18 protein-coding genes are annotated in these 23428 nt (G+C 40.7%); 14 read left to right on the top strand and 4 right to left on the bottom strand.

The annotated features are described in order from the left end of the window. The first annotated feature begins 32 nt into the window (after positions 1 to 32). The 4 genes from D3P12_RS15115 to D3P12_RS15100 are packed head-to-tail and all read left to right on the top strand — an operon-like array spanning position 33 to position 4259. Positions 33 to 614, top strand: a complete 582-nt coding sequence (locus D3P12_RS15115; RefSeq protein WP_205941119.1) for an RNA polymerase sigma-70 factor — start codon at positions 33 to 35, stop codon at positions 612 to 614. Beyond that, positions 611 to 1618 carry a FecR family protein gene (locus D3P12_RS15110; RefSeq protein ID WP_118196875.1) on the top strand — a complete coding sequence of 336 codons (1008 nt, stop codon included), beginning with the start codon at positions 611 to 613 and terminating at the stop codon, positions 1616 to 1618. The genes D3P12_RS15115 and D3P12_RS15110 overlap by 4 nt, the downstream gene beginning before the upstream one ends. Next, on the top strand, positions 1558 to 3279 hold the full coding sequence (locus D3P12_RS15105; protein WP_118196873.1) for an STN and carboxypeptidase regulatory-like domain-containing protein: 1722 nt from the start codon (positions 1558 to 1560) through the stop codon (positions 3277 to 3279). The genes D3P12_RS15110 and D3P12_RS15105 overlap by 61 nt, the downstream gene beginning before the upstream one ends. 59 nt (positions 3280 to 3338) lie before the next feature. Beyond that, positions 3339 to 4259, top strand: coding sequence for a hypothetical protein (locus tag D3P12_RS15100; protein WP_118196871.1), 921 nt, complete (start codon positions 3339 to 3341; stop codon positions 4257 to 4259). Here the strand turns inward: D3P12_RS15100 and D3P12_RS15095 are convergent. Beyond that, positions 4256 to 5341, bottom strand: coding sequence for a Gfo/Idh/MocA family protein (locus D3P12_RS15095; RefSeq protein WP_118196869.1), 1086 nt, complete (start codon positions 5339 to 5341; stop codon positions 4256 to 4258). The genes D3P12_RS15100 and D3P12_RS15095 overlap by 4 nt on opposite strands. Positions 5342 to 5435: 94 nt before the next feature. Here D3P12_RS15095 and D3P12_RS15090 point away from each other — a divergent pair, with 94 nt between their 5' ends. Continuing rightward, positions 5436 to 5687, top strand: coding sequence for a 4a-hydroxytetrahydrobiopterin dehydratase (locus D3P12_RS15090; RefSeq protein ID WP_118196867.1), 252 nt, complete (start codon positions 5436 to 5438; stop codon positions 5685 to 5687). A gap of 9 nt (positions 5688 to 5696) precedes the next feature. Here the strand turns inward: D3P12_RS15090 and D3P12_RS15085 are convergent, their stop codons facing one another. Continuing rightward, complete coding sequence (locus tag D3P12_RS15085) at positions 5697 to 6035, bottom strand: n-acetylglutamate synthase (RefSeq protein WP_118196865.1); 339 nt, start codon at positions 6033 to 6035, stop codon at positions 5697 to 5699. Between the two features lie 453 nt (positions 6036 to 6488). Between D3P12_RS15085 and D3P12_RS15080 the strand changes: the two genes are divergently transcribed. Genes D3P12_RS15080 through D3P12_RS15065 form a run of 4 tightly spaced genes read left to right on the top strand, consistent with a single transcriptional unit; the run spans position 6489 to position 13121 of the window. Continuing rightward, entirely contained in the window at positions 6489 to 9590 is a 3102-nt protein-coding gene (locus D3P12_RS15080) for a SusC/RagA family TonB-linked outer membrane protein (RefSeq protein WP_118196863.1), read from the top strand. Positions 9591 to 9601: 11 nt separating this feature from the next. Next, positions 9602 to 11401 (top strand): RagB/SusD family nutrient uptake outer membrane protein, encoded by a 1800-nt coding sequence (locus tag D3P12_RS15075; RefSeq protein ID WP_205941118.1) that lies wholly within the window; start codon positions 9602 to 9604, stop codon positions 11399 to 11401. Beyond that, complete coding sequence (locus D3P12_RS15070; RefSeq protein ID WP_118196861.1) at positions 11394 to 12716, top strand: BNR-4 repeat-containing protein; 1323 nt, start codon at positions 11394 to 11396, stop codon at positions 12714 to 12716. Before D3P12_RS15075 ends, D3P12_RS15070 begins: the two co-directional genes overlap by 8 nt. Positions 12717 to 12752: 36 nt before the next feature. Then, entirely contained in the window at positions 12753 to 13121 is a 369-nt protein-coding gene (locus D3P12_RS15065) for a DUF4870 domain-containing protein (RefSeq protein WP_118196859.1), read from the top strand. A gap of 14 nt (positions 13122 to 13135) precedes the next feature. On the opposite strand, the gene D3P12_RS15060 is transcribed toward D3P12_RS15065, so the two are convergent. Beyond that, entirely contained in the window at positions 13136 to 14080 is a 945-nt protein-coding gene (locus D3P12_RS15060; RefSeq protein ID WP_205941117.1) for an NAD-dependent epimerase/dehydratase family protein, read from the bottom strand. A gap of 90 nt (positions 14081 to 14170) precedes the next feature. On the opposite strand from D3P12_RS15060, the gene D3P12_RS15055 reads away from it, so the two are divergent. Further along, complete coding sequence (locus tag D3P12_RS15055; protein WP_118196857.1) at positions 14171 to 15013, top strand: helix-turn-helix domain-containing protein; 843 nt, start codon at positions 14171 to 14173, stop codon at positions 15011 to 15013. Between the two features lie 86 nt (positions 15014 to 15099). Here the strand turns inward: D3P12_RS15055 and D3P12_RS15050 are convergent, their stop codons facing one another. Beyond that, on the bottom strand, positions 15100 to 15657 hold the full coding sequence (locus D3P12_RS15050) for a zinc-binding metallopeptidase family protein (protein WP_118196855.1): 558 nt from the start codon (positions 15655 to 15657) through the stop codon (positions 15100 to 15102). 186 nt (positions 15658 to 15843) lie between these two features. On the opposite strand from D3P12_RS15050, the gene D3P12_RS15045 reads away from it, so the two are divergent. The 4 genes from D3P12_RS15045 (at position 15844) to D3P12_RS15030 (ending at position 23405) form a co-directional block, all read left to right on the top strand. Beyond that, a complete protein-coding gene (locus tag D3P12_RS15045) occupies positions 15844 to 16464 on the top strand; it encodes a response regulator (RefSeq protein ID WP_118196853.1) in 621 nt (206 codons plus the stop codon). An 8-nt stretch (positions 16465 to 16472) separates the two neighbouring features. Beyond that, positions 16473 to 17747 (top strand): alpha/beta hydrolase family protein, encoded by a 1275-nt coding sequence (locus D3P12_RS15040; protein ID WP_118196851.1) that lies wholly within the window; start codon positions 16473 to 16475, stop codon positions 17745 to 17747. Positions 17748 to 17772: 25 nt separating this feature from the next. Beyond that, positions 17773 to 19746, top strand: coding sequence for a glycoside hydrolase family 172 protein (locus tag D3P12_RS15035; protein WP_118196849.1), 1974 nt, complete (start codon positions 17773 to 17775; stop codon positions 19744 to 19746). A 593-nt stretch (positions 19747 to 20339) separates the two neighbouring features. Continuing rightward, a complete protein-coding gene (locus D3P12_RS15030; protein ID WP_245977469.1) occupies positions 20340 to 23405 on the top strand; it encodes a SusC/RagA family TonB-linked outer membrane protein in 3066 nt (1021 codons plus the stop codon). Positions 23406 to 23428 lie beyond the last annotated feature (23 nt).

Here is a 23428-nt window from a genome sequence, read left to right as displayed (position 1 = left end):
TGTTTGAATTTTGACCTAATCCGATACCTTTGGTGGATATTATAAGCAATAACCTGGTGGAAGAAAGCACGGATACGATCGATGCAGCTTTTGAGGATCTGTTTAAGGCTCATTTTAAGGGTCTGCATGCCTACGCGTATACCATTGTTAAGAATGAAGTCATAGCGGAGGAAATTGTACAATCGATCTTTCTTAAATTATGGGAAAAGCGTTCGAATCTGACCATTCACACATCTATTAAGGCTTTCTTATACCGCAGTGTGTATAACGAAAGCCTTAATTATCACAAACGGGAAAAGGTCAAGTTTACTTTCCAACAACATGAAGTATATACCCGTGGAAATGAGTTGGATGATGATTCAAGTAATAGGGTGCAATTGAAAGAGTTAGAAGTTCAATTGCAGCGTGCCCTGAATAAACTTCCGGAAGGTTGTCGAACTATTTTTCAGATGAGCCGTTTTGAGGATTTAAAATACCGTGAGATTGCCGACCATCTGAATATTTCTATTAAAACGGTTGAAAACCAGATGGGCAAGGCTTTAAGGATATTGAGGACAGAACTGGTCGACTTTTTACCGCTCCTTTTTTTAATCGTTAATTTTTATCAGCTATGAATAAATATGTGAACGAAGATATGCTGATCAAATACCTGGTTGGTGAAGCTACGGACGAAGAGAAAGCATTTGTAGAAAAGTGGCTCACGGAGAACGAAGAGAACCGGAAGCAGTATCGTGATTTTCAGTTACTATGGGAAACCAGTGAGAAACTGGCTTTAGATAGTGAATTGGACGAGAATTTGGCTTGGGATCGATTTAAACAACACTTAGCAGCTAACGATTCAGCAATTGACGCGGGTGACGCGGGGGGTGGGGCAACGAAAGAACCGGTGTACAGAGCCCCTGCATGGATAAAACTTGCTGCGAGCATCGTGTTAATCAGTATCGGGGCTTGGATTTCATTTTATGCCTATGACCGCTCTTCTTTCAATCAGATTCTTGTCGAAACGGTTAACCATACGTTGGTGGATACTTTGGCAGACGGGTCGATCATCACGCTAAACCGCAACAGTAAAATTCAATATCCAAAGCATTTCGCGACGGATCATCGAAGCGTTAAACTATTGGAAGGTGAGGCATTTTTTGATGTCGCGCCAGATTCATCGAAGCCTTTCCATGTTTCTTTTAATGATGTCGACGTTAAAGTAGTGGGGACATCTTTTAATATTAAAATCGAAGAAGATAAAACGGAGCTAATCGTTGAAACGGGTATCGTGGAAGTTAGCAAAAAGCATGTCGTGATACGTTTGAAACGGGACGAGACGGTTCAGATCGATCGAAATTCATCTGAGCTTAATAAAAGCCAAATTCAAGATCAATTACATAAATATTACCGAAATAGTGAATTTATCGCTGATGGTACGCCTTTGTACAGATTGGTTGATGTGCTCAATGAAGCTTATGGAGTGCAGATAGAAATCGAGGATCAGGAATTAGAAAATTTAGAATTAAACACAACTCTTAAATACAATACTTCGATTCGTTCGAACTTAGATCTTATATGCGAGACATTCGATATCAAAATGAAAAAGAGAGGAGAATATACCGTGCTTTACAAATGAGGCTTTGTGCCTTACTTTTCTTTACTCTGTTTTCGTTACCGAGCTTTGCTCAAAACTACCTTTCTACTTTGGTGTCAATTGAGGCCAAGGAAGAAAGGTTGGATTCTTTATTGACTGAAATTGGTAGGTTGGGAGGCTTTTACTTTTCTTACAGCAGTGATGCGTTACCGAAGGATAGTTTGGTAACCCTATCTGCAAAACAGGAGTCGATTGAAAAGATATTGAACCAGCTCTTGAAAGGTGATTATGAATACATGGAAGCCCCTAACTATGTCGTACTGCGATTAGCGCCGAATCGCTTACAACTGGTGTCTGAGGATAATCACGAATATGGGAAAATCAATACGATAACGGGTTATGTAATTGATGATGTGACTGGTGAGCGCATTGCTTATGCCAGCGTGTATGAAAAGCGGCTGCTTCTTTCTACTCTGACCGATAAGAATGGGTATTTCCAGATTAAAGTGAAAAATCCGGTTAACAGTTTATCACTGACTGTCAGTAAGGAATATTATCGAGATACCACAGTCGTGCTTCTGGCTCCGGTGCTGATTGGGGAGGAGGATCGTAATTTCGGATACCGAGCAGGTAGTGATTTGAATGCAGCTGAACGTACCGGGGTGGGTCGTTTTTTGGTTTCATCCAAACAAAAGCTCCAAAGCTTAAATCTGGGTGGGTTCTTTGCTAATTCGCCGGTTCAAACTTCACTTACTCCGGGTTTAAGCACTCATGGTTCATTGAGCGGGCAGATTGTGCCGAAGGTTTCTATTAATTTGATAGGAGGATATACGTTCGGTGTCGACGGTGTCGAATTGGGGGGCATTTTTAATATTAATAAATCCGATATACGTGTCGTCCAGGCTGCCGGTGTTTTTAATTTAGTAGGCGGTGGTATGCGAGGTGTTCAGTTATCAGGAATTAGTAACACCGTGATGGATAGCGTTGTTGGCTTGCAGGTCAGCGGAATGTATAACCACGACCTTAAGCATGTAAAAGGTGCCCAGCTGACCGGTGGGATTAATTTAGTACATGGCAACACAAAAGGGATGCAAATAGCAGGATTAACAAATATCAACCATGGTGAGGTTCGGGGATTGCAGCTCGGAACGATAAATTACGCTAGAAAAATTAATGGGCTTCAGCTTGGTCTTGTCAACATAGCCGACACAACTTCGGGTGTGAGTATCGGATTGTTAAATTTTATAAAAGGGGGGTATAGCCGTGTGTCTGTTTCGAATAATGAATTGACACAGTTGAACCTTGAATATCAGTCCGGAGTAGCAGGTTTTTATAGCATTTTAAAAGTCGGGATGAGTGTTCTGCCCGATGAAAAAATGTTTCTTTTGGGTGGAGGGTTTGGTCGTGATTTTATTGTTAATCAGCGGTTTTCTTTGGGTGTTCAGGCGACTTCTCAAAATGCTTATTTAGGCAACTGGAAAGAGCTGAGTAATTTATACCGCGCTAAGCTGGTCGCGAATTTCAGACTATCAAAAAATGTTGAAGTGTATGCAGGGCCGGCTTTCAACGTTTTTGTGAACGACCAGACTAATGCTGTTGACGGATATAAAGCTCATTTTCCTTTTAAGAATTATGAAGGTAAGCGATTTAATTCCAAAACGAATGGTTGGTTAGGCTGGGATATCGGTATCACATTATTTTAATTAGATTGGGATAGGGGTAAACCAATACAGGGTTGTCTTATATATAAACAAGACAACATATGAAATCACAACTAATTGCTATCGCAGCAGGTATTGGACTAAGTTTACTTTCTTTTAACATTTCTTTTGCACAAGAATCGGGGCAGCCGACCGGGTTTATGCATAATATTCATGTCGGCTTGGTTTATCCTATCAGTAATCACGGTGTACGAGCTGGAGAGTATTCAAATATATTTTCTGCGCATGGCATTGCTGGTCTTTCAAAAAATGAAAAAGGATTGAGTATAGCCGGGGTTGCTAACCTAATTAAAGAAGAGGCTCAGGGCGCCCAATTTGCAGGGGTTCTAAATACTTATCGCAATGGCAAAGGCATGCAGATGGCCGGTCTATTTAACCTGGCGAAGGGACATGTTAGTGGAGTCCAGATTGCCGGACTGATTAACAAAGCAGGTTCGGTTGATGGTGTGCAGTTTACTGGACTGATGAATATTGCTGACAGCAGTGACTATCCGGTAGGTCTCGTGAATATCATCAAGGATGGCAGTATGTCACTCGGTTTAAGCGTTGGTGATGATCAGACGATTTTAGCTTCCTTTCGTTCCGGTGGGCGCGTTTTATACGGCATTATAGGGTTGGGTTACAATCTTCAAAATGGAGAGCAGAAGTATGCATTTGAAGGGGGTATCGGAGCCCATTTGCTGTCAAAAGATGCTTTTACACTAAACATGGAAGTAGTTGGTACCGGGCTGATCGATTTTGATGGCGGAATGTACAATAAAAATTCGCTTCGATTATTGCCAGCCTACAAACTGTCCGAATCGATCGAAATTTATGCAGGTCCCGTTGCATCGCACATCTTCACGAACACTGAAGATGGAAAAGAGATGATCAAGAACACCATCTGGAAAAAGAGTTTGAGCGAAGGTGAAATGAATGCGGTTAATATCGGATTTATCGGTGGCGTACAGATCTATCTTTAATTAAGAAATACTGTCTGCTTGGTCCGTGCCGATTCTATGGCCGCCTCTAAAATCTCAACAACAGTAACGTTAATATCCAATCCGTATAATTGATATTCTTTTGGGGCGAGTTGATTATGAACCACGGCATTTAGTATCGAAAAAGGATCATCGAAAGGAGCAGGCCTTGATTCTAACTTCAGAGTTTGCTCCTTTGAATTTTCTTGGATACGCTGGCGTATTGTTGTTGCGTCTGCTGCAATAGCATAACCCTTTTCGCCATAAACTTCCATGTCTTTTCTGGAGAAAGGCCAGTTCCATGAGGCTTGGATGATGCATTGAGCGTTGGGGTATTGCAGAATAATGGAAGCTTCGTCGTCGACCTCTTTATAAATTTCAGGTTTATTTTGGGCTATTACTGCTGTAACAGAAATAGGCTTTTCTCCCTTAAGTAGCCAAGTCATCAAATTCGCTCCATAACATCCAAAATCAACCAAAGCACCGGCTCCATTCTTTTTTGGGTCAGTCAAAATTTCAAGAAATTCCTTGCTGACACCAATTTCTTTTGGACCTTGGTGTCCGTCGTTAACCATGACTTTTTTGATTTTACCGAGTTGACCTTCTTCAAGTAATTTGTAAACATGTTGATTGCTGGAATACCAGGAGGTTTCGAAATTTGTTAATACATGGATGGAATGCTTTTGTGCTAGCTCTTGGATTTCCTTTGCATCAGCAAGGGTTGTTGCGAGTGGTTTTTCCACCATCACATGTATTTTTCGCGGCGCACAAGCTCTGACAACAGTGATATGCTCGCTAATTGCACCGAACGCAGAAACTGCTTCGGGTTGAACGCTATCAAGCATTTGATCAAGGTCTGTGAAAAATAATGAGCGGTCAATGTCATAGCGTTCTGCGTATCGGTTAATCAGTTCTTGGTTGGTTTCATAAATACCTACGAGTTGAACATCGCCCTTGTCTTTACGATTAAATATCCAATCGACATGTCCGTGACTGAGACCCGCGACCGCGAGTTTGAGAGTGTTTTGTGCCAAGACAGGCAAAGAAAGTAAAATAATAATGGATGTGATTATGAGGTTTTTCATTAAATATTATTTTGATTCAGTCGTAATATCTAGGTTTTGTGAAACTTAAACTTGAGTTTTTTGTTATGCGTATGAGCTATCTAATATATTGAAAATGGAAAAGATATCACAAGAAGATTGGCGGGAAGTAGACCAAAAGCTTTACAAGAAATTTATTTTTCAGGATTTTCAGGAAGCCTTTGCTTTTATGCTGCGTGTTGCTTTTGTCGCTGAGAAGAACAATCACCATCCGCGGTGGACTAACGAATATAATCAGTTAGAGTTTTGGTTAAGCACGCATGATCAGGGTGATATAGTCACCGAAAAGGATCGTGCTTTAGCAAAAGAAATTGATAAGCTATTGTAGCTAGTTATTTTATACCTCTTCTAAGATTGATTCCCCACTCGTTTTTTCGCCAGATGTCCATTGCCATGTTTCATGTAGTCTGATCTTGCCGTTAGAAAGCATCTCTGGTATGGAATGGCATACGCCTATCATCAGTTCTCCCTGATCGTTAATCTGATGATAATGCATATCAATATGCCCTTGTCCATTGACCAGGCCTATTAAGTGTCCAGCAGCTATTTTTCCTCCAGAATATTCAGCAGTTAAAATGTTTCCGGATTGTTTGTAATGGAAAATTGTATGGGGCGATGTTTCACCATTCGGGCTGGTGCGGACAGCCTTAAAAAATTTATTGTTATAGTTGATCATGGTTTTGGAAGTAAATGTCCGAATTTTTCGTTTTAAATTTATACACAACTCTTATTTTGTTCGACTTTCTGCTAGAACCCATGCTAAATTGAATCTCGCGGATGCTGCATAGTGTGGATCCCCGCGACCGTATAAAACAAAAATGCTTCCGTCTGATAATTCTGATAGTTGAATGGATAAGCACTATCTTTCAAAGATAGAAGAATCTCGGTGTTTTTAATTTGTTAATTTAATATTAGCTCGTTATATTTGATATATAGAACCTAAATAATGAACTGTGTTCCAGTGATATGATCGTGTGTCTGTCAGTTTTCGTTGTTCCATATTTTGTAAAAAAAAATAATTTAATCTTTTCTGCTCCTTAATCGGGTACGTAAACAATTATCAGAATAAATGTAAGTTTTTCTTAATTAACCTAAAATAAATGAGTTTTAAAATCAATCAATCCTAGTTATGAATAAACAAAATCGCATGCCACGTAGATGGGCGTATTTATTTTTAAGCTGTCTTTTCATCTTCTCTCCTTTTTCTCTTTTTTCGCAAGAGGTAGGAGGGTTTACGGGTACGGTAACGGATCAGCTTTCAAATGAACCACTCATTGGTGTTAGCATTAAGGTAAAAGACAGGAATTTGAGTACATCTACTGATGCAGAGGGTAACTTTGTGATCAATGCTTCTGATGGCGAAATTTTACAGTTGTCCTATATCGGTTATAAGGATACCGAAGTGACGGTCACAGGAACCTCGTTGAATGTAAGTATGGCAGAGGACAGGGCGCAGCTAGATGAAGTGGTTGTGGTCGGGTACGGAACGCAAAAAAGAAGCGATCTGACAGGATCAATTCAACGTGTAAGTGGTGAAACTTTTGAAAATCAGCCTGTAACCCAAATAGGTGAAATGTTATCTGGGACAGTTGCGGGTTTCTACGGTACGCAGGGTGCCTCTGCAGATGGTGGTGGAAGCATGGAAGTCCGTGGAACAACCTCTTTGACCGGGGGAACCACTCCGCTCGTAGTTTTAGATGGGGTTATTTATAGTGGTAGTTTGGCAGATATCAACCCGAACGATATTGAAAGCATCGATGTACTAAAAGATGCGAGTTCAGCAGCGGTTTTCGGGGCTAAGGCTGCTTCGGGTGTTGTGATGGTAACAACAAAAAAGGGTAAGTCAGGTAAACCTATGATCAATTTTACAGCGAAAACGGGAGTGAGTTCTTTGTCGAATGATAAATTTGGTCCACTCGATGCTAAAGGCTACGAGAACTTCAGACGAGACTTCTTCAGAACAAAGGGTACAGGGCTACCTGATTGGTACTGGAACGATCCAAACGATTTGCCGGAAGGGGTGACTATTGAGCAGTGGCGCAATGCGAGTTCTAACCCTCACGCTGATAACACATTGGAATATTTAGGAAGACTGAATTTTTTTGAAACAGAGGTTGAGCAATATTTAGCTGGGCAGACAACCGACTGGCAAGATCAGGTTTTTCATTCAGGTATTAATCAGGATTATGATGTAAGTATTGGCGGCGGAGCGGATAACTACAATTACTATTGGTCGTTAGGCTATGTAGATAACGAAGGGATTATTCTTGGAGACGAGTTTAATGCAATCCGATCAAGACTAAACGTTGATTTTAAAGTAAATGAATGGTTAAACGTGGGTACTAATGCACAGTTGTCGGTACGAGACGAGAGTACGGTTCCTGCAGCAATTGGTGATATCAAATCAATGGGACCCTACAGTAAGGTATATGAGGATGATGGAAGCATAAAGTGGTATCCGAATGATTATTATCATACAAATCCGTTGATTAACCATTTATTGCAGGATCGATTAAATAAAACTACAAGCTTTTTCGCTTCGGTTTATGGGAACCTGACCTTACCTTATGGCTTTAACTTTAGAGTATCTTTTCAGCCAAGACTTAGCTATGGAAAAAATTATAATTTCTGGGGACCAGGAACCATTGTGGGTGAAAGCGACCATATAGATGGCTACGGAAGAAGAGATGATAGTTCTTTAAGTGCGTGGATGATTGATAATATTCTAACCTGGAAGCGCGAATTTGGCATACATGACTTCGATGTAACCTTGCTGTACAATGCTGAACAAACTAAGACTTATTTGTCTCGAGCAGACAATGAAACTTTTCTTCCCAATCAGCAGCTAATTTATCATGGACTACAGTTTGGATCGAAACCATTCTTGAATAATAACGACACAGAAGCAGGTGGGAATGCGATGATGGCTAGGGTGAATTACTCACTATTAGACAGATACTTGTTCACCGCATCAGTAAGAAGAGACGGGTATTCTGCTTTTGGAATTGCAAATAACAAAGCAACTTTTCCGGCTGCAGCGTTTGCTTGGGTTGTTTCTGAAGAAGATTTTTTTCCTGAAAATTCGGTCTTGAACCGTTTGAAGTTGAGATTGTCATGGGGGATTAATGGGAATAGGGATATTGGTATTTATGCTGCGTTGGCTCAGATAGCAACTAACCTGTACTATGACGGTTCGAACCTACAGATGGGATTATATAATAATACACTGGCTAACCCAGGTTTGCGTTGGGAAAAAACGGAAGCATACAATGTTGGTTTTGATATCGGATTACTTGATAATAAGATCGATTTATCGATCGATCTTTACGATATGACAACGACAGACTTGCTGATGGCTAGACAGCTTCCCGAAATTACAGGTTTTAACCAGATTACTGCGAATTTGGGTGAATTAGCAAACCGGGGAATCGATATTGCTCTCAACACAACGAATATAGAAAATGAGAACCTTACCTGGAGGTCCAACTTTGTTTTCTCATTAAACAGAAATAAAATCGAAAGCTTGTTTGGTGAGTTTGAAGACGTTGAAGTTAATGGTCAACTGGTGAGAAGAGAGTTGCCGGATTATACAAACCAATGGTTTCCCGGAAAAGCGATTGACGCCGTTTGGGAATATGACGTGACGGGAGTTTGGCAACTTCATGAGGCTGAAGAAGCTGCAAAATTTGGTATGCTGCCTGGCGATTACAAGTCGACCGATGTAGATGGGAATTATGCTTATGATGCATTGATTGATAAGTCGTTCATTGGTTACACGAAACCTCGGGTTCGTTTAGGATTAAGAAACGACGTGTCATTCCTTGAACATTTTTCAGCATCGGTGTTTTTACGAGCCGATCTGGGTCATATTGCCAATTTCGCTCATGCGCTGCATGAATCGACGGAATATGACCGTCGCGGTATCTGGAACGTTCCTTATTGGACACCAACCAACGGTAATAATGAGTATGCGCGAACTTCGGAGGTGCATGGCGCATATGACGGCGGGCTGAGGATCTTTAAACCGCGTTCATTCGTTCGTGTTCAGGATGTGTCTTTATCTTATACTATGCCAAGTAAAGTTGTTGAGCGTGTTGGTGCCAAAGGGATACGGATATTTGCATCGGCTCGTAATCTCTTCACGTTTACGGACTGGCCAGGGTATGACCCAGAATCTGGTGATACACCGATGCCCATGACTTATACGCTTGGAGTGAATTTAGCTCTTTAAACTAGTTGTAAATGAAATTATTACATGATAATATTATGAAACAGAAGACTCGATATATTTGGATTTTAATAATAGCGGCTCTGGTGCAGAGTTCTTGTTCAGATGATTTGTTGACCCCGAAACCATTATCTTTCTTTGCGCCAGAAAATGTATACGTAGATAAGGCAGGATATGAGGCATCACTGGTAACGATGCGACGATCCCTGACCGAAGGGATTACTGGAAGTCGTCGCTATTATATGGTAGGAGAATGGGCTGCTTCTGAGGCGGGCAACCCTACTTTCCAGTTGGATTGGACGCAAACAACGCCTTTCTTTGATAAGTATTATACCTTTCTTGGATTGTTTACAGATTCGTATGAATTTATAAAAAACGCCAATGTGGTAATTGGTAGAATTGATGATATTGAATGGGACAGCGACGACGATAGAAACCGCATACTCGCTGAAGCCTACTGGCATCGGGCTTACTGGTACTATTGGTTGGTAAACTCCTACGGGGACGTACCTTTTGTTGGTGAAGAAGTTAAAGACGTTAAGTTAGATTATCAGACTCACAGTCGTTGGGCAATCCTTAACAAGATTCAGGCTGATCTAGAGTTTGCTGTACAGTGGCTTCCGGAAACAGCCGTGCCGGGCGCGATAACCAAAGGTGCCGGTAATCATCTATTGACGAAGGTGTACCTAGCAAATTTAGAATTTGATAAAGCTATTTCGTCGGCTACGGAATTAATCGATGGACGCTACAGCTTGATGACTTCGCGATTTGGAGCTTCTTTGGGTGAATCGAAAAAAGATGTGATTTGGGATCTTCACCGCCCCAATAATAAAAATATTTCCGAGAATAAGGAAACGATTTTGGCCATTGTGGATCGATTTGAGGCGCCTGCAGGTGCTCAGACAGCTGGACTCTTTACGATGAGGCATTATCATCCGTCGTGGTGGCATCAAAATGTGAAAGATAGTCAAGGTCAGGCTGGTATGGTAGATAGCGGACCGAAATACGATTCATTAGGCAGAGGCAATCCGGATCTGGTTATAACTTCTTACGCTTCCTACGATATATGGAAAGGGTTGAACTTTGACTGGACCAATACGACTGATAAGAGACGCTCCAATGAGAATTGGGTGGATAAACATGAGATAACCTATAATAATCCAAATTCTGTTGATTATGGCAAACCTGTAAACACCAAGTGGATTCCTAATCGACAGGATTCGGTCATGCTGATTTTTCCGATGCCTATTTATAAAACCTATGTGCGTCAACAATCACCAAGCGCCCGTCCGGTAGGTGGAAACGGTGATTGGTATATTTTCCGCTTGGCTGAAACTTATTTGCTGCGAGCCGAGGCCTATTTCTGGAAAGATCAACTTGGCAATGCGGCAGCTGATATTAATAAGGTTCGCGAAAGAGCCAGTGCAGTTCCAATCTCTGCAGGTGATGTGACACTGGGTTATATTTTTGATGAACGGGCCAGAGAGTTATTTATCGAAGCCCCACGTCACGCGGAAATGGTGAGAGCATCTTATATTTTGGCAAAATTAAATAAGGATGGGTACAGTCTGAATAATTTCAGTGAAAAGAACTGGTGGTATGATCGTGTTATCGAATTAAACGAGATGTACACCATTAAGCCTATATTAGATGGTAATACACCAAGAGTAGAGCCATACCATGTTTTATGGCCTATCGATAATAATGTGATTTTAGCAAACAGTTTAGGACGGATTAACCAGAATATAGGGTATTCGGGAGCAGAGAGCAACCAACCGCCTCTCGAAACTATTGAGGAACCGAATAATGAATAGAAAGAAGATTCTAGCCATGCTGCTCATGCTGTTTATGCTTAGCAGTCATGGCTTTGCTGATGAACCAAAAAAGATAATCACTTTTAGTGAAGACGCCGGCTGGTGTTGGTTTCAGGATAATCGTGCAATTTTAGACGGCAACCAATTCCTGTTTTCTGTTGTGCGTTCAGACGGCACCATCGCCATGGTTGGGTATCATCTCGATAAGAAAGTTAAACAAGAGGTTGTTTTAAATGATTCTACCTTTGAGACAGATGATCATAATGTTGGGGTCATTATGAAAAGACCTGACGGCAGATATTTAACCGTGTATGCTGGTCATGGGAATGATACCAAAATGAGGTATAGGATATCGAAAGAAACGGAAGATATTAGCGATTGGAGTGAAGAGAAATCTGTTGAAACAGGTGGAAGGACAACTTATTCAAATGTCTATGCATTATCCAAAACAGGTTTAACCTATAACCTTCATCGGGGTATTGATTCGAACCCTAATTACATGGTGTCGGATGATTATGGAAGTTCGTGGACTTACGGGGGACAGTTATTCGCTTTTCGGGGCAGGCCCTATGTGCGTTATGCTTCGGACGACATGAGTACGATTCATTTTATAACCACGGAAGAGCACCCTCGTCATTATAATAACAGCATCTATTATGGATATATGCAGGGTGATAATTTGTATAAAGCAGAGGGAGAGCTCGTAGGGGCTGTGAACAAAGACAAGCACAGTAACCTTCGGCCACAAGACTTTACCTGTATCTATGATAGCGATTCAACTACGAGGGAAAATGTGGCTTGGACGAGTGATATACAACTAGATAAACAGGGTTATCCGTATGTTGCTTTTACGGTAACGAAAGATCCGATTTCATTGGGTGAGACAAAAAAACGTGAAGACGGCGGTTTTGACCATCGGTATCATTATGCACGATGGGATGGTGCCAGATGGAATGAATATGAAATTGCCTATGGTGGTTCACGTTTATATCTTGGAGAAAATGAATACACGGGTCTTATTACGTTGCACCCCGATGATCCGAACGTGGTTTATATATCGACTGATGTAGATCCTGTCACGGGTAAACCTCTTGCGAAAGGGGATAAGCGTATTCATGAGATTTTTAAAGGTACGACAGGAGATGGTGGAAAAACATGGAAATGGATGGCAATTACTGAACACTCCGACTCCTCGAATATTCGCCCCATTGTTGTATCTAATGACTACTACGAAGTTGTCTTTTGGCTAAGAGGGCGCTATTCCACCTATAAAGATTATGATTTAAAAGCAGTGGGTTTGATATATGAAAAATAAAATATATTTTTATATACCATTTTAAATCAGAAACTTATGGAATTTCCAGAGAATGATCCTATTCTTCCTATTGTAGATCAGAAAACGATTGATGAGGGAAAAACGATTGCCATCATAGCCTATATCACGGTTATCGGGCTCATTATTGCCATTGTTTTAAATAATGACAAGAAAAATGCTTTTGCTGCTTTTCACATTAGGCAGGCACTAGGTGTAGGTTTGGCATCCTTAGTGATCGGTGTGTTGAATATTATACCCTATATTGGGTGGCTCGCTTTTGCAGTCGGATCCATCCTTTTATTCGTGATGTGGATCGTGGGGCTGATTAATGCATTAAGTGGAAAAATGAAGCCAGTCCCCGTATTCGGAAAGCAATTCGAAGAATGGTTCAGGGGTATTAATTGAGTATTGTCAAGATTTTACTGACTTTCATATTCTTCTTTAAACCATTCGGCTGTTAGCCTGATACCTTCCTGATAGGATGTAGGGGTAAAGTTGAACGTGTTTATGAATTTACTTGAATCAAATTCGAAAGGGTATTCATCTTGATAACTTAATTCATTCATCTCTCTGATAAAGGGGTTAAACAAACCGACAGTTTTCAATAACCATTTGGGTAAAACGAAGGGTTTGGCTGACGTGCCCATATGTTTTGCAACTTCTGTTACAAATTCCTTTCCCGTCAAGGCTTGCGGCGCGGTTGGCAGATGCCAGATTTGATTATAGGCCGCTTCGGTTGTTGCTAGCAAGTAGAGTGCCTTTGCTGCATCGGGAACATAGTTGAAAGCGCGCGGTACGCCAGAATTGATAAGCCATTGTGCTCTCTTTTTCTTTTTTAGGTTGCTAAAAACCAATAAACCGGGAGCACTTTTCTCAACTACTCCGGGTCCGTAAAAGTCGACCGCCCTGGCAATAATCGCCTGAATAGACCCTTTTTCCATTTCTTCTTGGAGCGTCTTTGCTACTTTGGCTCGTACAGCGCCTTTTTTGCTGATCGGGCGATAAGGTGTATCTTCAGTAATAGGCCAGTCGACCTTTCCATACATATAGGCGTTGTCAAAGAAGACAAGTTTAGCGCCAGTAGATTTACACGCTTTAATAACATTGTTGATAATCGTCGGCCAGTCTCGAGCCCATATTTGTGCGTCGTATTGAATTCCTACGAGGAGATAAACGATATCCGAGCCTTTAACAGCAGATAAGACGTCCCCATAATTTAATACATCTGCTTTTATATTTTCGACCCCGTGTGTCTTTTGAGGGTTTCTTGAAGCGAGGCGTATCTGCTGTTGGTTTTGTCTGAGGATAGGTAGAAGAGCGCTGCCTATTGTGCCGTTTGCGCCCAGTATCGTGTGAATTGCCATAGTTTTATTTTTATTGTTTACATTTATAATGAATTGTCTAACAAAAGTACGGTAACGCAATTTGCGAGAATTGTAAGAAAACGAACGGTAATGGAAGCTTTATATATTGGTGAAAATGTTGAGGTTGATGAGCGGCTCAAGAATGTAATCAATCGATTTTATTATGTTAGTGCGCATGAGATCGATACCGCCATTGCCTATCATTACCCTCCTTCTTTAGAGATGATGATTATTTTTAATTTTGGTCCGCCGATTCGTTGTTCATTTGGAGAAAGTGATGTATATGATCAGTCATTGGAAAAGATTGCTGTGATTGGTCCTTTACGGACGATAATGAATTACGAATTGGCACCTTGTTCGGAATTGGTGGTGTTGCCTTTTATTTTCGACGGGTTCTACCGATTTCTTTCGCTATCGATAGAAGGTTTATCCGGAGGTAAATTAAGTGAACATGAAGTGTCTGAATATAATTCGTCATTGGAGAAGATATGGAAAGCGCTTGCGGAATTGCCCACAAACGCCGAAAGAGTAGTTTGGATGAGCAATTATTTGATAAAGCACCTTAATCCATCATCACAAGGAGCATTGCCATTATTAGACTCGATTCCGTACCTGAACTCAGCACTGAACCCGGTAAAAGTTATCGCTCAGGATCATGATGTATCGGAAAGAACCATCCAGAAGCGATTTAAGAAATACACTGGTTATTCCCCGAAAGAGTTAATACGATTTCTGAGGTTTAAGCAAATCATAACCTATATTTCTGGGAAAGAATTAAAAGATATAGATTGGTTTGAAATCATTTATAAATTCGATTATCATGATCAGAGTCATTTGAGTAAAGATTTTAAATACTTTACGGGGGTTTCGCCTTCAAAGTTTGTTTCTCAAAATCTTGAGAGAAATTTTTGCTTTCATCCAGACGAATATTGACGGTGAGAAAGGATAGGGAATAAAAAAGGTAGTATAACTGACTGTTAAAGCAACTACCTTTTTTGTGTAGAGATGAGTATGACTTGCTATAACTTGAATGCAACGCCGACGTTCAAAACGGAAATACCATATCCCAATTCAGCAAAAGCAGCAGTAGATTGGTTGAAATAATACCTGCCGCCAAGATACCAAGCCCATGCCAGTCCGCTACCAGAAGCCCCGCTATTCGTTGAACCGGTGTATTTCGTCGATACGATATTATAGCCCAACATCAAACCCGTATAAGTATCTAACTTGTCGACAAGAGCGTAATGCAGGGCTCCGCGTGCACCTATGATAATGGTACTCGACTTCCAGGACCAATCATCAAAGGCGTCTTCATATTTGGCCGAACTGTAACCGACCAAAGCTCCGACCCCTAAGGAACTCTTTTCGTCGAACAATTGATCTTTAACGCAGCTTTCGTAATTGAGACTGATTGCCGGGATTCGTTTGATCTGTGAGCCATAGCCAGAGTAAAGATTACCGCCCAGACCAACTCCGATGCTAAATACGCGATCTGGTTTAATAAAGGTTGATTCCTGAGCTGATGTTGTACTCACTCCTAAGCAAAGCAGGCAAAGGATAACGATGAAATTTTTCATATCTTTCTTTTTTAAAAGGGTTTATGAAAGGTTTGTTTTTTTAGCCTTTCTGGTTAACAATGAAGCAAAGGTAGAGTGGTGAGCTTTCTCTAATAACCCCCTAAATGGGGGAATTTATGAATGTTCCGTAAAATATATTTGCATAGATATATAAGCAAAGTACTTAATTGAAATTGACACCTAATTATGGATGAAAAAATTAAAGTTGGAATTGTAGATGATCATAAGATTTTGACCGAAGGGTTGAATAGTTTGGTCGAGGAATCAGATTTCGCCCGGGTTGTTGGCGTGGCGCATAGCGCACAGCAATGTCGTGACCGGATCGCATTTTGGCATCCAGATGTCTTGCTGCTTGATGTAAGTCTGCCCGATCTCAGTGGAATTGATTTTTGTAAGGAACTGACGACAAATTATCCTGACCTGAAAGTTTTGGCATTGACTAGTCATAACGAATATGCGGTTGTTAAGCAGATGTTGATAAACGGCGCGTCGGGCTATCTAGTGAAAAATGCAATGTCCGCAGAAGTGTTGGCGGGAATTAAAGCGGTATATGGAGGGGAGAAGTTTTTGAGTCATGAAATCGACGTGCTTTTAAAAAGGCAATCACCAAAAACTATTTGGCTGACCGATCGGGAAAGGGAGCTGCTGAAGCTTGTGGCCGAAGGATACACAAATATTGAAATTGCCGATAAAATTTATTTAAGTCCGGAAACCATCAAGGGTTATCGTAAAAATTTATTGCTTAAATTAGGAGCAAAAAACACAGCTGTGCTTGTCAGAATGGCATTCGAGCAGAAATTGATATAGTTTGTTTCATGAGAAAAATACTTTTACTACTTCCTGTTTTATTCTCCATTTTATCGACTAATGCTCAAACTGCTATACACCCAACGGTGGATAGTTTTAGTCGTTATTATTCCGCTAATCAGCCTGATAGTATTTATCTCTTGTTTAATTCGAATATGAAGGAAGTGGTTAAACTTGAGGGAACTAAGTTGCTGATTAGTCAATTAAAAGAGCAATTGGGGTATATTGTTGGCACCCGTGAAGTTGAAGCACCTGCACCAAATGTGAGAGAATTTAGAATTAGTTTTGAGAAGCCACTGGTAGATATGGCGTTGATTATTCAGGATGATTCGATTTCGGGAATCTGGCAGCGACCGGTTGAGCGAACCAAGGATGATTCGACATCTGTTCAGATTAAAGATAATTTTTCTGTTAGTAATGATTACGGAACGCTGTATGGTACACTTACGTTGCCTGAAAGGAAAGGGGAAATTCCGGTCGTATTACTGATTTCGGGCTCTGGACCAACCGATCGGAATATGAATCAGGGTCAAGCCTTAAAAACTAATTCCTTTTTAATGTTGGCGGAAGCTTTAGCGAAACAGGGTGTCGCGTCTGTTCGCTATGATAAAAGGGGGGTCGGTAAAAGTTCAAATGCGATGAGGACTTCAGATTTGGTGTTTGATGATTTTGTAGATGATGCCATACTTTTTATCGAGAAGTTAAAGGATGACCAAAGGTTCTCAAATGTAATTGTATTGGGACATAGTGAAGGGTCGGTCATTGGGTCGATTGCCTCAACTAAGGAACAACCAACAGCATTCATTTCACTATGTGGCCCGGCGAGTAACATCCTTGAGCTAATAGGTGAACAACTAAAAGTAAACCTTGCGTCGGAAAATCTGGCAATCGCACATGAAGTTCTGGATAGTTTAAAAATGAATAAACGAGTAAATCGTGAGTTGCCTCCTGGTTTAAATCAGCTTTTTAATCCATCAGTCCAGCCATATTTAATCTCTTCCAATAAATATAATCCTGCTAACGTGATGTCTGAATTGGCTGTGCCAACCCTGATTGTCGGTGGGGACACGGATATTCAGGTAAATGTAAGTGAAACCAAACGATTGGGCGAGTCGGCACCAAAGGCTGAATATAAATTAATTCATCGGATGAATCATGTCTTGAAAGAAGCACCTGCTGATCGTGAAAAAAACCTGCAGACCTATTACGATCCTAGCCTTCCTTTGCACCCAGAACTTGTTCCCACATTGTTGGATTTTATAAAAAAGGTCGAGAAATTTTAGCATATTAGGTGTTTAAATTTCTAGAATGATGCGCAATATACTTGGTTTTACTTTCAGCTTGTTATTATTTATTTCTTGTGGAGAAAAAAGCAACGAAGTTTCAAAAGAGGTTTCCGTTACATCAGAGCTTAAACGCTTGCTTACAGTTAACGAACTGCCCCGGTATATGGACAATTCCATCGTTAAACAAATATCATCCTACGATCGCACCGGCGGCAATGATGACGGGTTTGATGGGACATACTCCTCTATACGAGAAGAGGCTGATGGTTCCTTGGTTGTGTTTGAAGTTAAAGGTAAGGGTGTTATAGAGCGCATATGGACACCAACTCCAACCGATGATACGTTGGATTTTTATTTTGATGGAAATGCAGAACCTGCTTTTTCAATCAGATATCGAGATCTTTTTTCCGGAGAGGTATATCCTTTTGTTTCCCCGTTAAGTGGAAGCATCGTTGGAGGAAACTATACATATTTGCCAATTCCATTTGAGAATGGCGTTAAGATTGTTTTTCGTGGTGAAAAGATACTCTTTCATCAGTTCCAATATCGTGAATTAGATAACGACGTACCTGTAAAAACTTTCGATATCAATTTTCAGGATGATGAAAAAGGATTATTAGAATCCTTGGCGTCTATGTGGGGTAATAAAGAAAGCAGCGTGGCCAATTTTTACCCTGAATTCGATGGTGAAATTGAAACGGTTAATACATCAGAAACCTTAGAGCCTGGCCAAAGCATTTTGTTGGCAGAATTTAATAAGGGTGGTAGGATCCTCGGTTTAGAGATTGATGATGCGGCCAATTTTGAAGGTTTATCGAAACAAGTAGATTTAAGGATAATATGGAACGATGAAGATAAGCCGGCAGTATATGCCCCGCTTGCCGATTATTTTGGGTACGCATTCGGGGATATATCTATGAACGGTTTACTGCAAGGGGTGAAAAACAATACTGTTTTTTCATGCTTCCCGATGCCTTATGATCGTGGCGCTAAAGTGGAATTGGTATACAGGGAAATAACGGAAGAGAATCAAGCTCCCATCCAAGTGAATGCGCGGGTATATAATCATATTCAAGCACGTGATCCTGACACCGAAGGGAAGTTCTATGCCTATTGGAAGTATGAATCTCCTGAATTAGGCAAACCCTATGTGCTCTTAGAAGGTGAGGGCAAAGGCCACTACGTGGGCACAGTTCTTCATAGTCAGGCGACTAGCTTTACACGTTTTACTGAGTTTTTCGAAGGTGATGACCAAACGACGATTGATGGCGAGTTGACGGTTCATGGAACTGGGTCTGAAGACTATTTTAATGGAGGATGGTATGCACAACCCAATGGGTGGGTTGAAAAGAAAGGGACACATTTACATGGCTGTCTTGACTACTCTTTGCCATTTAGCAGGACAGGAGGGTATCGCTTATTTATAAGTGATAAGATGCCATTTAACAAAAGCATTGAACATCAGATTGAGCACGGTCCGGTTGACAATAACCGGGAAGTAGCTTATTCTTCTGTTGCGATGTATTACGCAGACAAGCCGGTTGTGACAAACCAGATACCTCAAAATGAAGAAACGCAAGTATTGATACCCGATACTTTAACTTTCTATTCTCGCCTGATGAAACATCTGACTTACGAAAAAAACATGGAATTGGCCAATGATAATGCGACTTTCCACGGCGGTGATGAAGGTGTTATGAACATAGATTTACGTGAGATTCCCGCTGGAAGTTATGAAATCTTGGTAAATGCGACGTCTGCGGTTTCAGGAGATTTGCGGGTTTCGATTGCCGGAAGTGAGCAAGGAGGAAGTGTAGCAACTGAAGCCAAGAAACGAGGTGATGATTTGAGTGGAGCTCGGGGATCGACAGACGTTTACCTCGGAAACCTCGAAGTCGTTAACGATCAAAATTCTGCAAAAGTTGCATTTAGGTCATATGGAGAGGGCTTTACGTTTAATCGCGTAATGTTAGTTCCGGTAGCAGATGCTCATTAAAATGTTTAAAAGATACGACGAAATCTTCAATTGATATAAACCAGCCTCTTTATTAACTGCTAGAATTTTATTTCAAATTGCTGATATTATGCAGAAATTTGAAATAAAAATTTGCAGGTATCAATTATTCTTGTTACATTGGTATTAATAAAAGAATATTTAACCAAAACCAAGACTTAAATTTATAAACTGAATTATTTCAAATTACTAAGTGTACGTTACCGATTATCATAAAACCAGTTAAGAAACTAAAATCCACAAAGCTAAGCAATCAAGTCTAAAATTAATTTATTCACTAAATATGATTTATATGAAACAGCATTACAAACTCTAGAAAAATATAAATTACTGTATGCAGTAGTTTTTACTGTTGGCTAGGTTGGTTCGCATAATCGTTTTCGCCTTCTTTAAATGCAAAGAAAGTGTCCAAGCTCAAATAAAGCGAAAGAGCAAGTTAGCAGGTATTTTATTAACCAATAAATGATTTTACAATAAAACTTAATTATGGTATGAACTATAAATTTTACAAGTATTTCGTTCTGATTTTAGTTGTTTTCGTCCCTTGTATCTCCTTTGCTACAAATAAGTCGGAAATGAACGCAGTAACGATACAGGAGCGTACAATTACTGGGCGTGTTAGTGATATCAATGAAGTTGGTATCATCGGTGCGAGTGTCAAAGTAAAAGGGACGACAATAGGCACTGTAACTGATATGGCTGGGCATTTTGTTCTTACTGTGCCGAATAATAACGCAATTTTGGAGATTACATCCGTCGGTTATACGTCAGAAGAAGTTCCTGTGAAAGGTCTTGAGGAGGTTCGTGTGACCCTTTACGAGTCTACTTCTGATATGGAAGAAGTAGTGATTACAGCCTTTGGAACACAGAAAAAGGAAAGTGTCGTGAGTGCGATATCTACGGTTACTCCGAAAGATTTAAAAATTCCATCAAGTAACTTAACAACAGCCTTCGCCGGCAGATTATCGGGTGTAATCGCCTATCAGCGGTCGGGGGAACCGGGATTGGACAATGCCGAATTCTTTATTCGTGGTATTACGTCATTTAGTGCTTCGGGCAAAAAAGACCCATTAATTTTGATCGACGGAGTCGAAATGACTACAAACGATTTAGCACGACTTAACGTTGATGATATTGCTTCGTTTTCTGTAATGAAAGATGCCAGTGCTGCTGCTCTTTATGGCGCACGCGGTGCTAATGGAGTTATCCTTGTGACTACGAAAGAGGGAACATCAGATCGCTTATCCATAAACCTACGGGCAGAACAATCAACTTCTTTTAATACAGAATTGGTCGGTTTAGCCGATCCTATAACTTATATGCGTTTACACAATGAGGCTGTAAGGACACGTGATGCAATGGTGCCTCTGCCGTATTCTTCATCAAAAATAAGAGAAACTGCACTTGGCTCAGACCCAATTCGCTATCCATCAGTGAACTGGTATGATTATCTGATAGAGGACCACGCTACCAATCGGCGTTTGAACTTGAACCTCACAGGGGGAGGGCAGGCAGTACAATATTATTTGTCTGCTAATTATCAGAATGATCAGGGAATTCTCAAAGAGAGTAAGGAAAACCTATTTAATAATAATATAAATGTAGATCGTGTTCAAATACGTTCCAACGTAACGATCCAATTCGCACCAACAACGACTGGTAAAGTGCGAGCCTATGGAGCATTTGATGATATGACTGGGCCAAGAGATGGAGGAGCTGATGTCTTTCATCAGGCTCGTAATGCAACGCCTATACGTTTCCTTCCATATTATCCGGCCGACGAAGCAAATCAAGCAACAAATCATACATTATTTGGAATGGGTTCCGAATTGGGGCAATATGTAAACCCTTTAGCTCGGGTAGTAAGTTCGTTTAAAGAATCCAAGCAGTCTATGATGTTGTTGCAATTGGAAATGGATCATAAATTTACTGGTGGGCTTGATGGTTTCTTTATAAAAGGTACATACAATACCATGCGCAATGCTTATTATAGCTTATTCCGTGGTTATAGCCCATTTTATTATACCCCTGCTAATACATTGGATAACACATATCAGCTTGTAGCATTGAATCCTGATGGCGGCACTGAATATCTAACATATAGTGATGGAAGCAGAACTGTCACTGCATCACATTATGGAGAGATGCGTCTTGGTTACAATCGGACATTCAACGATGTTCATGATATTAATGCGCTACTCGTGGGTACGATTCGCAATGAAGCTAGTGCTGCGGATTTAGACTTGAGAGTTTCTGACCGATTGCAAGCCTCGCTCCCGAGGAGAAATATTTCATCTGCTGGTAGGATAGCATATGGATATGATTCTCGTTATTTTCTTGAGTTGAATTATGGCTATAATGGCACGGAACGCTTTGCTAAAAATAACCGTTTCGGATTTTTTCCATCAGTAGGTGCTGGGTGGATGGTGAGTAATGAAAAATTCATGTCCAGTATGGAAAACGTTATCACAACACTGAAGTTACGGGCAACTTATGGTAAAGTGGGAAATGATCAGATTGGATCAACTTATGATCGTTTCTTTTACCTATCACAGGTGAATATGGGTGGACCGGGATACTGGTTCGGTATGGATCGCGATTATCGATCAGGCATTTCAATCGACCGATATGCCAATGATTTAATAACGTGGGAAATAGCCACCAAAACTAATTTAGGATTAGAGCTTGGTCTATTCGGTGATCTGACCTTATTAACCGATTTTTTTTGGGAGACACGGGAAAATATATTACAGACACGGGTAGATATTCCAACTACAATGGGGCTTCGGACAACTCCTCAGGCCAATGTGGGAGTGGCAGCTGGGAAGGGCTTCGAAACCGAGCTTAAATACCAACGGACCTTCGCGAGTGGTCTCTGGGCTGTCGTTAATGGAACATTTACATACGCCACCGGTCGTTTTAAAGAATATGAAGAACCCGATTATAGTGATGTTCCGTGGCGCTCGCGGATCGGGTTAAAACTATCGCAACCGATGGGTTATATTGCTGAACGTTTGTTTATTGATGAAGAAGAGGTAAATAATTCACCGACGCAATTATTTGGCGAATATGGTGCAGGGGATATTAAATACAAGGATATCAATAATGATGGTGTAATTAATACCGATGATATGGTGCCAATTGGATATCCTACTACCCCTGAGATTATTTATGGAGCGGGTTTTTCGTTGGGCTATAAAGCATTCGATTTTTCGGCTTTTTTCCAGGGTTCAGCGAGATCGTCATTTTTTATCTCCCCAAATGCTATTACACCATTTCTTAATCAAGGTCAAAGAGGGCTGTTGCAATACATAGCTGATGATCATTGGTCAGAGACCAATAGAAATCTCGAGGCTTTCTGGCCGCGTCTGTCTGAGTATGCAATTGTAAATAATAATCAAACTAGTACGCACTGGTTACGCAATGGGTCTTTCGTACGTCTTAAATCGGCAGAGTTCGGTTATACTTTACCCGAAAAGCTAACCGAAAGAGTGAATATCAGAATGTTACGATTCTATGTAAGTGGGACTAATCTTCTCCATTGGTCAAAGTTCAAGATGTGGGATCCAGAGATGGCCGGTAATGGTTTGGGTTACCCAGTACAACGAGTGATCAACTTTGGAGTGAATTTTCAATTTTAAATAGAGACCAATTTTTGGTAAAA

Origin of the sequence: Pedobacter indicus (assembly GCF_003449035.1) — a bacterium.
GTDB classification, from domain to species: Bacteria; Bacteroidota; Bacteroidia; order Sphingobacteriales; family Sphingobacteriaceae; genus Albibacterium; species Albibacterium indicum.
Note: the sequence above shows the minus strand (reverse complement) of the source record. Positions and strands in the feature narration are given on the sequence as shown.

What these genes read in the sequence shown, in the direction of transcription:
- D3P12_RS15055 (WP_118196857.1), top strand. Translation starts at nt 14,171, where the DNA reads ATGGAAGCTTTATATATTGGTGAAAATGTTGAGGTTGATGAGCGGCTC.
- D3P12_RS15100 (WP_118196871.1), top strand. Translation starts at nt 3,339, where the DNA reads ATGAAATCACAACTAATTGCTATCGCAGCAGGTATTGGACTAAGTTTA.
- D3P12_RS15045 (WP_118196853.1), top strand. Translation starts at nt 15,844, where the DNA reads ATGGATGAAAAAATTAAAGTTGGAATTGTAGATGATCATAAGATTTTG.
- D3P12_RS15095 (WP_118196869.1), bottom strand. Translation starts at nt 5,341, where the DNA reads ATGAAAAACCTCATAATCACATCCATTATTATTTTACTTTCTTTGCCT.
- D3P12_RS15030 (WP_245977469.1), top strand. Translation starts at nt 20,340, where the DNA reads ATGAACGCAGTAACGATACAGGAGCGTACAATTACTGGGCGTGTTAGT.
- D3P12_RS15050 (WP_118196855.1), bottom strand. Translation starts at nt 15,657, where the DNA reads ATGAAAAATTTCATCGTTATCCTTTGCCTGCTTTGCTTAGGAGTGAGT.
- D3P12_RS15090 (WP_118196867.1), top strand. Translation starts at nt 5,436, where the DNA reads ATGGAAAAGATATCACAAGAAGATTGGCGGGAAGTAGACCAAAAGCTT.
- D3P12_RS15080 (WP_118196863.1), top strand. Translation starts at nt 6,489, where the DNA reads ATGAATAAACAAAATCGCATGCCACGTAGATGGGCGTATTTATTTTTA.
- D3P12_RS15105 (WP_118196873.1), top strand. Translation starts at nt 1,558, where the DNA reads ATGCGAGACATTCGATATCAAAATGAAAAAGAGAGGAGAATATACCGT.
- D3P12_RS15035 (WP_118196849.1), top strand. Translation starts at nt 17,773, where the DNA reads ATGATGCGCAATATACTTGGTTTTACTTTCAGCTTGTTATTATTTATT.
- D3P12_RS15075 (WP_205941118.1), top strand. Translation starts at nt 9,602, where the DNA reads ATGAAATTATTACATGATAATATTATGAAACAGAAGACTCGATATATT.
- D3P12_RS15110 (WP_118196875.1), top strand. Translation starts at nt 611, where the DNA reads ATGAATAAATATGTGAACGAAGATATGCTGATCAAATACCTGGTTGGT.
- D3P12_RS15040 (WP_118196851.1), top strand. Translation starts at nt 16,473, where the DNA reads ATGAGAAAAATACTTTTACTACTTCCTGTTTTATTCTCCATTTTATCG.
- D3P12_RS15085 (WP_118196865.1), bottom strand. Translation starts at nt 6,035, where the DNA reads ATGATCAACTATAACAATAAATTTTTTAAGGCTGTCCGCACCAGCCCG.
- D3P12_RS15065 (WP_118196859.1), top strand. Translation starts at nt 12,753, where the DNA reads ATGGAATTTCCAGAGAATGATCCTATTCTTCCTATTGTAGATCAGAAA.
- D3P12_RS15070 (WP_118196861.1), top strand. Translation starts at nt 11,394, where the DNA reads ATGAATAGAAAGAAGATTCTAGCCATGCTGCTCATGCTGTTTATGCTT.
- D3P12_RS15060 (WP_205941117.1), bottom strand. Translation starts at nt 14,080, where the DNA reads ATGGCAATTCACACGATACTGGGCGCAAACGGCACAATAGGCAGCGCT.